General features: G+C 64.9%; 7 protein-coding genes. 5 read left to right on the top strand and 2 right to left on the bottom strand.

The genetic code is table 11. The annotated features are described in order from the left end of the window. Window positions 1-133: 133 nt before the first annotated feature. The 5 genes from Spa11_RS12430 (at window position 134) to Spa11_RS12410 (ending at window position 9,162) form a co-directional block, all read left to right on the top strand. The gene (locus Spa11_RS12430; protein WP_145112692.1) at window positions 134-1,222 is read left to right on the top strand and encodes a DUF1559 family PulG-like putative transporter; all 1,089 of its coding nucleotides are present in this window, start codon (window positions 134-136) and stop codon (window positions 1,220-1,222) included. 104 nt (window positions 1,223-1,326) lie between these two features. Next, a complete protein-coding gene (locus Spa11_RS12425; RefSeq protein WP_145112690.1) occupies window positions 1,327-3,195 on the top strand; it encodes a hypothetical protein in 1,869 nt (622 codons plus the stop codon). Window positions 3,196-3,287: 92 nt separating this feature from the next. Next, window positions 3,288-4,004: a hypothetical protein gene (locus Spa11_RS12420; RefSeq protein ID WP_145112688.1), complete on the top strand. Its 717-nt coding sequence runs from the start codon at window positions 3,288-3,290 to the stop codon at window positions 4,002-4,004. Window positions 4,005-4,087: 83 nt separating this feature from the next. After that, window positions 4,088-5,032 carry a PEP-CTERM sorting domain-containing protein gene (locus Spa11_RS12415; protein WP_145112686.1) on the top strand — a complete coding sequence of 315 codons (945 nt, stop codon included), beginning with the start codon at window positions 4,088-4,090 and terminating at the stop codon, window positions 5,030-5,032. Between the two features lie 47 nt (window positions 5,033-5,079). Further along, on the top strand, window positions 5,080-9,162 hold the full coding sequence (locus Spa11_RS12410) for an NPCBM/NEW2 domain-containing protein (RefSeq protein WP_145112685.1): 4,083 nt from the start codon (window positions 5,080-5,082) through the stop codon (window positions 9,160-9,162). Window positions 9,163-10,035: 873 nt separating this feature from the next. On the opposite strand, the gene Spa11_RS12405 is transcribed toward Spa11_RS12410, so the two are convergent. Together Spa11_RS12405 and Spa11_RS12400 are read right to left on the bottom strand one after the other, a co-directional pair. Continuing rightward, window positions 10,036-11,055, bottom strand: a complete 1,020-nt coding sequence (locus Spa11_RS12405) for an exo-alpha-sialidase (RefSeq protein WP_145112683.1) — start codon at window positions 11,053-11,055, stop codon at window positions 10,036-10,038. Window positions 11,056-11,170: 115 nt separating this feature from the next. Then, window positions 11,171-13,777: a DUF4185 domain-containing protein gene (locus tag Spa11_RS12400; protein WP_197529349.1), complete on the bottom strand. Its 2,607-nt coding sequence runs from the start codon at window positions 13,775-13,777 to the stop codon at window positions 11,171-11,173. Between the last annotated feature and the right edge of the window lie 49 nt (window positions 13,778-13,826).

The following is a 13,826-nucleotide window of genomic DNA, read 5'->3' as shown; positions in this document are numbered from 1 at the left end:
CCCTGCGCTCGGCAGGCTCTCGCGGCGTCCGCCGCGCCTTGTCTCAGCACTCTTCAACGTCACACAAGCCGCCGGTGAGGTCGTTATCAAGCACGGCCTCGTGCCGTGCCGGCTTCTGCAAGCAGCCATTGGTATGCAGCGTCCAACAGCATCTCGAGTCCGTCCCGATGCAGCGGCCAGCGGCTTTACGTTGGTCGAGTTGCTGGTGGTGATCGCCATCATTGGGATACTGGTCGCCCTGTTGCTCCCGGCTGTTCAAGCGGCCCGCGAAGCGGCGCGGCGCAACCAGTGCAAGAGCCAGCTCAAGCAGCTCGCTCTCGGCTCGATCAATCACCACGATGTGCACAGCCATTTCCAGACCGGCGGATGGGGGTGGGCGTACATCGGCGATCCCGACTGGGGATTCGGCAAGGATCAGCCGGGCGGGTGGGTCTTCAACACGCTCCCGTTCATCGAGGAGCAAGCGCTACGTGACAGCAGCGGCGACGGCCAACGGACCGACGCCTCGGGCCGCCGTCCCGACAGGACCCAACTCGAAATGGCTCGGGCGGTCGTGCAGACTCCGGTAAAGCTCACCAACTGCCCGAGCCGTCGCCCCGCGATCCCGTACAAGCGATGGGGCGGCACATTGAAGAACGCGCTGACGCCCGAAGAGTCGATCAAGATGGACTACGCGATCAACGCCGGGCACGTCTTTGTCGAATGGCCCGACAACACGATCTACGAGGGGCCCGCGGATTACTCCGCAGCCGCCCGCGCCCAGTTCTATGAACGGGCGGATAACCTCCTCAACACAACCAATGCCGCCGATGGCACGGCGGCCTACTCCGGGGTCTCCTTCGGCCGAAGCGAGGTCGGCATCCGGCAGATCACCGACGGAACATCGCACACCTACCTGATTGGTGAGAAATACGTCCCCGCGAACAACTACGACGCGACCACCGACTGGGCCGGCGACAATGAGACTTGGTGCACCGGCTTCAACAACGACAACTTCCGCGCGACGGCCACTAACAACGGGGCCGACGCGCTGGTGCCGATCCCGGATTCCGATCTCACGTCCCCCCAATCCCCCAACCGGTTCGGCTCGGCCCATTCCAGCGTGTGGCTGGTCGCGATGTGCGATGGGAGCGTTCACGCAATGAGTTACGACCTCGATTGGCAGATTCATCGCGACCTCGGAAACCGCGCCGACGGCAACGTCGCCTCGGTCAACAACTGAGCGCGACGCCGCCCCCTACTCGAAAGACTCATCCCGCTTGCTGATGAGGCAGACGTCGCTCTTCCTCACAGCACTAGCGCTGACCCACAAGACGGAGCATCTCGATGTCGACGCCATCGTCCCCTCTCGGCTGGCGCCCGCGGCTCTTTATGGCGGCCGCCCTGTCGCTGTTTGTCGCCGAGGCGCAGGCCTTCGATGTTTTCTGGACCGCGGGCAATAGCTCTTGGATGGGGGACAACAACTGGGACACGCTCGCGGTTCCCGATGAGTTCTATGAAGACGTTGCGATCATCAACAACGGCGGCGTCGCGACGCTTAACACGACGGCGCCGGACGCGGCCGGCCTCGTCTTGGGACAGAGCGCGGGGGAATCGGGCTCGCTGGTGATCCAGCCGGGGGGCTCGCTCAACCTGATCGAGAAAGTCGCCGCGCCGGCGCTCGTCCCGCCGGTCGGCGTGGCGAACATCGGGCTCGACGGCAGGGGCACGCTCCGAGTCCAGAGCGGCGGCGCGTTCTCGACGACGTCCCTCGACGTCAATGCCGGCAGCACCGTGGAGATCGGCGGGGGCGCGGGGGTGGCCTCCGTCGTCTCTACCGACTCGATGTACCTCAACGGCTTCACGATCACGCACGGCCCGGGGCATGTCTTCTCGGCGGACGGGTTCATCGACTTCGAAGGCAGCAGTCAGTACATCGTCGATCTGCAAGCCGACACCCACACGACGCTCACAACGCCGGGGGGGATCAACAACTTGCAGGGCTTGCTCTCGATTCAAACGTCGGCCGGCTACACGCCCACGGCGGGGGATTCGTGGACGATTCTCGACGGCGGCGCGATCACCGGCGCGGGGTTCGTTGTCGATACGGCGCTCTCGCCCGTCCCGGCGGGGCACGCTTACCGCACCCGGGTCAGCGATGGCGGCAACGGCAAAGTTCTCGAACTCTCCTACGACCGTTACGCCTCGCTCGAGGTCAACACGAACACCGGCGCCGTCACGATGATGAATGCGAGCGGGACCCCGATCGACATCATCGGCTACTCGGTTCTGTCAGACAGCGGTGGGCTCAACCCGGCCGGTTGGACGAGTATGACCGAGCAATCGGTCGCCGGCTGGGAAGAGACGGCGCCGTCTCCGCAGTCGCTCAGTGAATTGAACTCGCAAGGCTCGCTAGCCCTCACCGGCACGGCGATCCAGCTGGGCAACGTCTATGTCTCGCCGCAGGAGTTTGGCGCCGCCCCGAATGAGGTGACGTTCGAATACGCGGTGGACGGCGCGACAACGGCTGTGCAGGGTCTGGTCGAATACACCGGCACGGCCGCCGCCAACAACCTCCTGCTCACAGTTGACCCCGTCACGGGCGACGCGCAGCTGCAGAACGGCTCGCGGTTCACCATCGACCTAGTCGGTTACTCGATACTCTCGGACTTCGGTTCGCTCGACGGCGACAATTGGACAAGCCTCGAATCGCAGGCCGTCGGCGATTGGGACGAGGCCGCGCCCGCAGCCAACGCCAGCTTCGCGTTGTCCGAACTCGTGCCAGACGGCGTGGCGACGCTCTTCCCGGGTCAGGCGTTCTCGCTTGGGCAGATGTTCTCGCTCGACGGGGTCCGTGATCTCGAGTTGGAGTTCCTCCTTATGGTCGATGGCGTCGAAGAGGTACGCACCGGGGTCGTCGAGTACGGGCCGATCCCCGAAATCGTCAGCGTCCCCGGCGACTACAACAACGACGGCGTCGTCAACGCCGCGGACTACACCGTCTGGCGGGACAACCTCGGCCCCGGCAGTCTGCCGAACGAAGGCGGCATCAGCCCCGGCGTGGTGGACCAAGCCGACTACGACTTTTGGGCGAGCCGCTATGGCGCAACCGCGGCCACATCGACGTCTAGCGCCGAGGCCGTCCCCGAGCCGACGGGCCTTGTGCTGCTGCTGGCCGGCGCCCTTGGACGGGCGACTGGCCAACGCCGACGCTAGGGGGACCAAGCTAGTTGAGGGCTTCACGACGGACGAGAGAAAGGCGCCGCGATATCCGACCCATGAGATTCCACACCACCGAGAGCGAACTAATGAAACGTTACCGACACGTCTTGGCAGGAGCGGCTGTCTTGATCGGACTGGGGATGGCGAGCGCCTCCGCCGTTGCTGCGAGCATCCCCGTGTTCAACCACAGCTTCGAAGACCCCGACGTTGGCGGCTCATTCGCCGCTGGCGTGCCGACCGGTTGGACCGACGCCTCCTCCGGCAACCCATTCATCGAGAACAGCGCGGCGGTGGGATTCACCGGCGGTGAGGGTCTGCAATACTTCGGCTTCGAGGGTGGCGAGGTGCATCAAGACCTCGGCGTGGCTTTCGCCCCCAACACGACCTATACCGTGGACGTCGCCTCTGCCCACCGCGAAACCTTCACCCACAGCACCCTGGAGTTCGGGCTGTACGACAGCAACGCGATCGGCGTCGACCTCGCCACGCCGGGCTTCGCCGATATCCAGGGCGTCTGGGACGGCAGCGGCAACCCGGACGGCGACAACCTTTGGAACACGCTGCGAGACGCTTCGCTCCTCGCTGCCATCGGGTCCGGCGCGCTCGGCGACGTGTACACCTTCACGACGGGTCCCGTCGTCCCCAGCGGCAATGTCGCGGTCTTCCTCCGTGTCCTCGGCGACAGCGGCAACCGTGTGAACATCGACAACGTTCGTGTCACGGCAATCGCGATCCCCGAGCCGAGCGGGGCGATGATCGCTTTCGCCGCTTCGCTTGTTACGACCTTACTCAACCGACGCTAACCAAGAGCACTCGCCGGCGAATCGCGGGAGCGACGCGCCGGTGGGCCTCGCTTGTCGCAAGTCCAACTAGGGAGAAACTTTCCATGACCCGTTCGACGAGTCATTCGCATCCATCCGCGAGCCACGGCGCCGCGGCCCTGGCGTGCCTGCTGCTGCTCGGGGCGTCGGCATCGGCGGTCTCGATACCGATTGTCAACCACAGCTTCGAGGGCCCCGACGCCGCCGGTGGGTACCTGCTGGAGACCCCGACCGGCTGGACCAGCCTCGACTCGAACAACGAGTTCGTCGAGTCGATCACCGGCGTCGGCATGTCGGGAGGGGACGGCCTGCAGTATCTCGGTGTGGAGAACGGCACGCTTTACCAAGACCTGGGAGTGTCGTTTCAGCCTGGGATGACTTACCGGGTTGATCTCGCCAGCGCACACCGTGAGGGCTTCACCCACGGTGAGGTAGAGTTCGGCGTCTTTTCCAGCGACGCCATCGGGACGGACCTCGGAACCGCGGGCTTCATGGACATCCAAGGTGTCTGGGACGGTTCGGGGAATCCGGACGGCGACAACCTGTGGAACGTCTTCCGCGACGCCAGCGCCTTGAATCAGATCGGCTCCGGCGCCTTGGGGCGTGTCTCGACCTTCACCGTTGGCGGCACGGCGCCGACCGGCAACATCGTCGTGTTCATCCGGAACTCCACGGGCGCGGCCCGAGTTAATGTTGATAACATCCGCTTGGAGGAGATCTCCGGCATCGTCCTCGGCGACGTCAACGGCGACGGCAACGTGCTCCTCGATGATTACGCCATTATCCGTGACAACTTCCGCATGAATGTCGCTACGCGTAATCTTGGCGACCTCAGCGGCGACGGCGAGGTTGATTTCACCGACTTCCTCGAGTGGAGAAACAACTCCGAGTTCGGCGGCCTCTCGATGGCCCAGCTCAATGCGATGCTGCAAAGCGTGCCCGAGCCGACGAGCGCCCTGCTGGTGTCGGCCGGCGTGCTCGGCGCCGCGACGCGGCGCCGCCGGTCGTAAACGGACCGCGCTAGTAACTGTCGATCGACAACCGTGAAGAGGGCGTTATGAGGTTCAGGAAGCACCGAGGGCTTCTAGCGGCGCGGACGCTGGGCGCCGAGCGGCTCGAAGATCGGCGGCTGTTGGCGAACGTACCGGCGGGGTTCACTGAAACCGTCTTGGCGGCGGAGCTGACCAGCCCCACCACGCTCGACATCGACGAGAGCGGGCGGGTTTGGGTCGCCTATCAAGACGGTCGGATCGAGGTCCTCGAACCCGGCGCAAGCGAGCCGGTCTTCGCCCATCAACTCGACGCCGACGGCTCGGCCGAACATGGCCTGCAGGGCCTCGAGCTCGATCCCGACTTCGAGAACAACCATTACGTCTACGTCTACTACACCGCCAACACGCCCGAGCCCCATAACCGGCTGAGTCGCCTAACGGTCGATCCCACGACCGAGAACACCATCCTGCCGGGGAGCGAAGTCCCGCTCCTCGAGCTGCCACCCCTCTCCGAGTATGGCAATCCGCCGTGGCACATCGGCGGCTCGGTGGTCTTCGACGCCGAGGGCCATCTCTACGTGCAGATCGGCGAGTCGCAGCAGTCCGCCCAGTCGCAAGACCTTGAGTCGCCGCTCGGCAAGGTCTTCCGTCTCCACTCGGACGGCTCGATACCGACCGACAACCCGTACTACAACGCGGCCGACGGCGTCACGTGGCGGGACTATATCTGGGCGTCGGGATTGCGAAATCCTTTCGCCGGCGACCTCGATCCGCTGACCGGTCGTTACCTGATCGCCGATGTCGGCGCGGGCAGCTGGGAAGAGATCAACGACGCCACCCAACCGGGGCTCAACTTCGGGTGGCCCACGACCGAGGGACCCTTCAACGACGGCCAGTTCCCCGACTTCACCGAGCCGCTCTATGGCTACCCCCACACGCTAGGCTGCGCGATCACCGGCGTCGCGTTCACTCAGCCCGGCGCCAACGCGTTCCCCGAGTCGTACCAGGGGAAGGTCTTCTTCGCGGAGTTCTGCAGCGGCCAGCTGTTGCTCATCGACCCCGCGAACCCACCCGCCGCCGGCGAGGCGACGGTCTTCGCGAAGGGCGCCGACTTCCCGATGAACATCGAGTTCGGTCCCGACGGCTCGCTGTACTACATCTCGCGCGGCGCCGGCGCGGGGGGCGCGCCGGGCATCGGCTCGGGGTCGGTCCGCAAGATCGCGTACGCCGCCGACGTCGGCCCGTCGATCGTCGTCGATCCCAGCGATCAACTGGCCTCGGTGGGGTACTCGACGCAGATGACCGTCAGCGCCGCCGGCACGTCGCCGCTGGCGTATCAATGGCAGGTCTCGAGCGGTGGCCCTTACGTCGATGTCCCCGGCGCGAACTCCGCCACGCTCAACCTCAATAGCGTCCAGCTTGCCGATTCGGGGAAGACTTACCGCGCCGTAGTGACGAACGCCCTCGGCAGCGCCATCAGCGCGGCGGCGACGCTGACGGTCACCAGCGACACGCCCCCCACGCCCCACATCGTGCTCCCCACCGAAGGCGCTGCCTACGCCGCGGGCGACATCATCACGTTCAGCGGCTTCGCCAGCGACGCGGAGGACGGGACGCTCGCCGACTCCCAGCTCACTTGGCGCGTCGATTTCCATCACAACGTCCACTCGCATCCCTTCATCCCGCCGACGACGGGCGTCTCCGGCGGCGAGTTCCAAGTCCCCACCGCGACCGAAACCGATGACAATGTCTGGTACCGCATCAATCTAACGGTCACCGACTCTGCGGGGCTAACGTCGTCGACGTTCGTCGATGTGCTGCCGCATAAGTCGGAGTTTGTCGTCCAGACCAACCTCCCCGGCGGCGCCGGGACCCTGACCATCGATGGCAAAGAGATCGACGGGCCCTTCACCGACAGGGGCGTTGAGAACGTCGAGCGGACCCTCAAGGCGCCGTTGACGCAGTCGCTCGGCGACGGGACCGCTTACTTCGTGCAGTGGCTCGACGGCGTTACGAACAACGAGCGGACCATCTTCACGCCAGAGGACGACACGGCCTACGTCGCCCTGTACCGCACCTACGATGAGGACTTCGTCTACCTGAGCGATCTGGCGCCGGCGGAGACGCCGGTGAATGGCTGGGGGCCTGTCGAGTTCGACTCAAGCAATGGAGAGGACGACGCTGGCGACGGACGGTCGATCCGCCTCAATGGCGTGGTCTACCCCAAGGGGCTCGGCGTCCATGCCAACTCGGAGATCACCTACGCGCTCGACGGCCAGTACGCACGCTTCGTCTCGGACATCGGCGTCGATGACGAGGTGGGCGGCGGCACGGTCGTCTTCCGTGTGCTGGTCGATGGGGTCGAGGTCTACAACAGCGGCACAATGACCGGCGCGTCGCCCACCCAGGCCGTCGATGTCAGCGTCGTGGGCGCGAGCGAGCTCAAGCTGATCGTCGACGACAACCGGGACGGCAACGGCGAGGACCACGCCGACTGGGCCGGCGCCCGGCTGACGCAGGTCTCGGCCGAGCCGTTAGTGAACATCAACTTCCAAGTTGCCGGGGTCGCGGCCCCCGGCGGCTACTTGGCCGACACGGGCCTGCCTTACGCCGATCACGGCGCCGGCTGGAGTTATGGCTGGTCCTCCGACCACACCGACGTCAGCCGCGACCGCGACGCGAACACGGACCCGCTGCTCGACACCCTGGTCCACTTCCACGCCGGCGGCGTCTGGGAGATCGAGGTTCCCAACGGCGAGTACTTGGTGACCGCCAGCGTCGGCGACGCCGGCTTCCCCAGCAATCACACATTGAACGTCGAGGGAACGGGCTACTGGGCGGGCCAGCCGCTCGACGCCAACGAGTTCGCCGAGACGACGCGCCTCGTCGTGGTGAATGACGGCCGGCTCACGCTCGACGCCGGCGCCGCCGCCGACAAGGAGACCCGGATCAACTTCCTGGAGATCGCTGCGGTGCTCGACTCGGGGCGTTTGCTCCCGTTCACCACGAGCGACGTCGATCTCAACGGCAGGCTCGATCTGAACGACGTCGCCGCGTTCGGCGCGGGGTGGGGCGCGGACGGGTCGTTGTTGTCGCTCAAAGAGCGCGTCAGCTACGGTGACGTCGACTTCGATGGCGACACCGACGTCGACGATTGGAACCTCTTCAACGCGCGCTGGCTGGCGGAGAACAACGCGCCGCTCAGCTTCGCAGCGGTGATCGATCCTCTCGCCGGCGACTACGACCGCAGCGGCGCGGTCACCCGGGCGGACCACGCCGTGTGGCGGGCTTCCTACGGCGCCGCGGGTCAGAACGCGGCCGACGGCAACGGCGACGGCGTCGTCAACGCGGCGGACTACACCGTATGGCGCGACCATCTCGGCGATGCGAACGGCCAACCGCCGGTGCTTGATGCGCTCGTGCTGATGATCGACCCCTCGACGGGCGACGCCCGGCTGTGGAACGGCGCCGGGGCGCCGCTGTCGCTGATTGGGTACAGCCTCCTCTCGGCCAACGCCTCGTTGCTTCCCGGCAACGGCGCCTGGAACAGTCTCGGCGACCAATCCATCGCCGGCTGGGAGGAGGCGGCGCCGACCGCGTCGGCCCTCTCCGAACTCAACGCCGCCGGCGCGACTGTGTTGCTGCCCGGCGAGTCGCTGGCCCTCGGCGCGCCCTTCGACCTCTCCGCGCCCCACAGCGGCCTGACGCTCGAGTACGTTGTCGAGGGAGCCGACCAGGTTCTTCTGGGGTTCGCTGTCTTCACCATGGATGACCCAGCAATTCCACTAGCACCTGCCCTAAAGCAGGCGATAGCGATTGACAGAGTTCTGTCCGTCGATGGCGGTTTTGAGGCCCTAGCAATCGAGCCCGCGATGGGTTCACTCCTACTCGCAGAGATGTCTGGTACGCAGCGGAAGCAGTTTCAGCCAATGCCGCTGCGCCCTCGCTTAAATGAGAACGGTGGCTCCCTTGCGATCGCCCTACAGTTGGCGTTCCTGATGAACCAACGTACGGACGTGAGTGATCATGAGGAAGCCTTCGCCCTGCTGGGTAACGACAGTAACGATGCCGAGGAGATGCCTGTGTCCAACCCCGACGGACTAGAGCCTCTTGCGTCAATGTCCCGTGCCAGCACGGGATCGCGTTGAGGACCTCCCGACGGTCCACCGGCGGCCGGCCCCGCCTCGACCTCACCGGCAGCAACTGCCAGATCACTCGCTGATGCCCGCTCGTCAAATCGCTGGATACTCCTCCCGCTTCAACAACTCGGCTCCGTCTTCCTTGACCTGAGAAACAAGAAGGCGGAGTCGTAGCGGCCCTTAAACCTCTTAGGCAATTTGAAGACACGTCCTAAGGCCCCGCGGCTAATAAGCGCTATAGCGTACTTTATTTTGCCGTAGCGTCTCGCGCGGAGACGCCGAGGGTAGGCAGCGAAGACTCACGCCAAGCCGCCAAGGCGCAAAGACAAAGTCGTTGAGAAATGGGCATAGCCGCAAACGATCGCAGAGCAACGCGTTCTTTGCGGCTTAGCGCCTTTGCGTGAGTCTTGGAAAGCATCCAACTCTGCGTCTCTGCGCGAGACTTCCGCACGTTGCTCCGTGGATCAGAGCGAGGCTAGAAACGCTACGGCCAAGTGAAGCACGCTCTAGCCACCAAGATCAGCCGGCACGCCTTAGCGTCCGGTTCTTCGACTTACGATGATGGAAAATGCAAAATGCTCTCGCGCCCACAACTCAGGCTCTCTCTGAGGTGCCGCTACGCGATGACGTAGCCCGTTCTTGGACGATCAATTGGCGACCGCGGAGCCCCCCCGCCGGGGGCCCTTCCAGGAGGCTCTAGGAGCCCGTCTATCGCATCGGACGGCGACCCCTGGGTAAACCCTAAGCGAGGCGCCAAGACGCGTCAGATGGCCCCCTGTGAGGATTCTGGACACATGATCACTCCACCACCGATGTATAGGCGTCAAAGCAGGGCGAAACAGGGACGTTGACGCCTCCATCGAGGTGGGTGACGCCCGATGGTTAGGACGGGGAATCGATCGCTAGTTTCGCCAGATAGATCGACGCCTTCCCTTCATGGCTCGAGTAGTAAGAGACCCGCAGCACGCCGTCGCGGAAGTCGAGCCCGGGGTAGCTGCAGTCTCCACCGGAAGGGAGCACGGCCAGCGTTTCGACGGCGCCCGCTTCGACGTCGAGACTGAGGACGGCTGTCTTTGGCTGGCCGTTTTCAAAGATGCGTCCCGCGGCGAGCCACTCTCCGGACGGCAGTTGCAAGAGGCTGGGGCCGCCAATGAATCGCTCGAGGCTTTTCCATTCCCAGCGCTGGTAGGGAGGCGTGGAGACGCCGAGGTAGGCGGCGTCTTGATCGCCATCGCTCCGTTGCAAGCAGTAGGCCGCGCCCTGTGCGTCGAATCGGATGCGGGCCTCATTGGGGTAGGAGGTCTTTGCAAAGAACTCCTCGACATGGGTTTCGAACTGACGACCGTCGGTTGTGCGGACCAACGACGTGGCTTTCGTCCCCTCCGGGGCCGCGTAACTGACCCCCCAGGCGACGCCGTTACGCCAGGCAAGGTCCCAAACCCAACGCCCGGGCTCAACGACCATCTCCGGCGAAGTCCACTCGACGCCGTCGCTCGAGACGGCGGTGATCGTGCCGGTCAACAAGCGACCGTCTGCCGACGTCTGCGCCCCACCGGTGATCATGAGGTCGCCACTCGGAGTGACCGAAAGCTTGGCGTCGCGTAGGTCGTAGGTGGGATCACGGACCACCGCGGCGGACTCCCAGTTGTCGGCGTCGTCCGATCGCAGCACACGAAGCACGCCTTGCGAGCCGACGTGGCTCTTTGCTTCACGGAATGCGCAGAACCAAACGCCTTTCCAGTAGAGCAAGTCCGTGAAGGCGTTATGGTCGGCGCGGTCCCAGATCTTCTTTGTTTCTAAGATTCTCGCTTCCAACGGCGCCTGAGCGAAGACGCTGGAGCCCTGTATCGTGAGCACGAACATCAGGGCAGCGCCCCATGTGAAAGCGGTCTTTAGGTGCATCGTTGCCGTCATCGACGAGAGTTAGGGAAGCCGTCGCGTCAGAGGCGCGACTGGTGGGGGCAAGCGCAGACTGCTCTGCCGCTACGTTGCCCCAAGAGCAGCGATACCCCGGCGCTTATCGCTGTTTTACTTGAAGAGCTAAGAGCATCGCGACACCCACGACAAGAGCCGAGGGCTCCGGCACGGCGTGGGCAGGATCGCTATCCGCCGACGCGCCAAAGTTCGTCGCCCAGATGGCGTAGTCGGCCTGATCGATCTCCCCGTTGCCGTCGCCATCGGCGCCGTCGTAGGGACGGCTGACAGGATCGCCGAACGAGTCACGCCAAACAGTGTAGTCGGCCGCGTCGACGAGCCCGTCGCCGTTGTAGTCGCTACGCAAGCCGGCGATCTCGAAAGCGTCGAGCACCAATCGATCGGCGCCGTATGGGCTATTGGCGCCGTAATGGACGAGGAAGCTCCCTTGTCCGTCCAGCGTCTCGAGGCGGTCGCCACTGGCGATGTTCTCGAACGCGCCGAGGAGATCGGCTCCGGCGTCGAGCAGGGTGTGTGACTCTCCCGCGCTGGGCAAATGATCGTCGAGTAGCCTGAGGCTCAGGTCTCCGCCGAGAACCGCCGTACTCAGAACCGTTACGTCTCCGCCCTCAACGACACCGATCCCGAACTCTAACGTCGAACCCGTGTCTTGTTGGTACGAGCCGACGGTGAGGTCGCCTCCGGTGACTTCAAGCCTGCCGTTTCCAACCCGCAAACGCCCGTCGACCTGAAGCGTTCCGTCACTCTGCGTCAGCACGCCCTGCCCTTGCTGGCCAACGACCAAGTCGCCGCCCACTCGGACGGCCCCTCCTTCGATCGCTAGCTCCCCCTGCGACCCGCCCTGCCCGGCGATCCAGACGACGCCCGGCACGTCCAATGTGCCGTCGCTAATCGTGTACTGGGCCGATCCGCGCTCGCCGATCACCAAACCGATACGGCTCGGCACGGCGCTAGCCGTTGACAGGGCGACCTCGCCAGCGGTCTGTGTAAAGGTCGACTCGCCCCCGGCTTGTCGGGCCAGCACCATCAGGCCACGAGCCGTAAGGACGCCGCCGCTCGAGAGCGCGTAATCGGACTGGCCTTCGCCGCCGAGGAGCAGCTCCTTGGCTTCGAGGGTTCCGCCCGAGTGCTCGATCGTTGCGTGTGAACCAAAGACCGCCGAAGTGAGATTGCCGGCCAGACGCGTCTCTCCCGCCGTCAGCGTGAACGTGGCAGGCCCGCGTTCCCCGACGATCATGTCGCCGGCTCCGTTCGCGTCGGCTTGTATTTCGAGCCGCCCCCCCGCGACGACCAGCTCCGCCTCGCTGGTGCTGGTGCGGCTCAGCACGACGCCGCCGCCGCCGATCGTGAGCGACCCTGACGGCGAGACTTGCACGGCGCCGCCGAGCGAGACGTCGCTGCCGATGACCATCTCACGCATGACCGTCGCGGCCGAGACGCGGATTGTGCCGCCGTTGTCAACGAGAGTCCGATGCTCGTCGGTTGGCAGACCATGGCTCCAGTTGGCGTCAAACGCCGCCGAACTGAGGGCCGCGTCCCAGCGTGTCTCGAAGTCGATGTCGAACGTCGCCTTCGCCAGATACACGTCGTAGGGGTCCCACAGCGACATCGTGAAGTAAACGGTCCGACCGCCGCCCTCCACGAGCAGCGGGTTCATGTAGGGAGAGTAAATCCCTCCTGGGGCGTCTGCAAAGTCGACCACGGTCTTAGGCGCCGACCACGGCCCCCAGGGGTTCTCGGCGTGACGGACCTCGATGTCGGGCGCCGGTCCGCCGGAGATGCTCATCATCGTCCATTCGCGGAGCGCTTCGTTGTACATGACCGACATCTCACCCACGCCGCTGTCGACGAGCTTGACGCCGCTGGTCTCCCCCGATCCCCATTGCGGCGTTCCCGCCGACTCGCCGGTGAAATACTCGTACGCGCTAAGGTCTTCGATCTGCTCGGGCAGAACTCGGGCGAGCTTGACGCCCCCCTCACGGCCGCCGGGGGTCCCCCACAGGTAGATGTGCGGGTCGCTGGTGTTCTCCAGCGGGTTGCGGTAACTGGCCGCGACCATGCCAAAGTTTCCGTAACCCTGAGAGCCGTGGCCGGCGCTGTAGGCGCCGCCGTTTGGATTCGAGAATTGATAGTCGGGGACGATCGTGAACTGGCTGTCGCCTTCACTCCAGCGTCCTAGCCCGGCGTGACTGAGGGTCCATTCATTCCAGTCCGAGACGTGCATGTACCACACGTAAAGGTTGTCGCCGACACTGACGCCACCGGTGGGGATGTACGTTACCGGAGCCGTCCCGGGGGTGATGACTTGGGTCGCCGTGCCGTTGGGGCGGGTAATCCAGCCGTCGAACGTGATGCCGTCGGACGGCTCGAAGTCCGTGCTGTAGGCCATCACGTTCTTACGCCAGTCCGGGCCGCCCGAGCCGGCGCCGGCGTCCGACGCGAAGGTGTCCCCGAAGAGGTAGTAAGCCTTGCCGTTGTGATTGACCGAAAAGCCCAAGTCGGTTCCGCCGATGCCGACGTCCCAAGTCGGGTTGATCGAGTCGGAGCCCGCGGGGCCGGTCAATCGGGCGACAATCTCCCAGTCGTGCGTCTCGGTGATCGAACTTGCCCAGAGTAATGGCGGCGAGACGGAGACGACTAAGAAGACCGCAAGATGAGTCTCAATGATGCAGCGCAATAGCTTCTTCACCTTAGCCTCAATGTTCAGTGTGCCGGCGGATAGGCCGCGGCGCTAAGCG

It is taken from the genome of Botrimarina mediterranea (genome assembly GCF_007753265.1).
GTDB classification, from domain to species: domain Bacteria; phylum Planctomycetota; class Planctomycetia; order Pirellulales; family Lacipirellulaceae; genus Botrimarina; species Botrimarina mediterranea.
Note: the sequence above shows the minus strand (reverse complement) of the source record. Positions and strands in the feature narration are given on the sequence as shown.

Coding starts and splice junctions, on each gene's coding strand:
- Spa11_RS12430 (WP_145112692.1), top strand. CDS start 134: ATGCAGCGTCCAACAGCATCTCGAGTCCGTCCCGATGCAGCGGCCAGC.
- Spa11_RS12410 (WP_145112685.1), top strand. CDS start 5,080: ATGAGGTTCAGGAAGCACCGAGGGCTTCTAGCGGCGCGGACGCTGGGC.
- Spa11_RS12420 (WP_145112688.1), top strand. CDS start 3,288: ATGAAACGTTACCGACACGTCTTGGCAGGAGCGGCTGTCTTGATCGGA.
- Spa11_RS12405 (WP_145112683.1), bottom strand. CDS start 11,055: ATGCACCTAAAGACCGCTTTCACATGGGGCGCTGCCCTGATGTTCGTG.
- Spa11_RS12415 (WP_145112686.1), top strand. CDS start 4,088: ATGACCCGTTCGACGAGTCATTCGCATCCATCCGCGAGCCACGGCGCC.
- Spa11_RS12425 (WP_145112690.1), top strand. CDS start 1,327: ATGTCGACGCCATCGTCCCCTCTCGGCTGGCGCCCGCGGCTCTTTATG.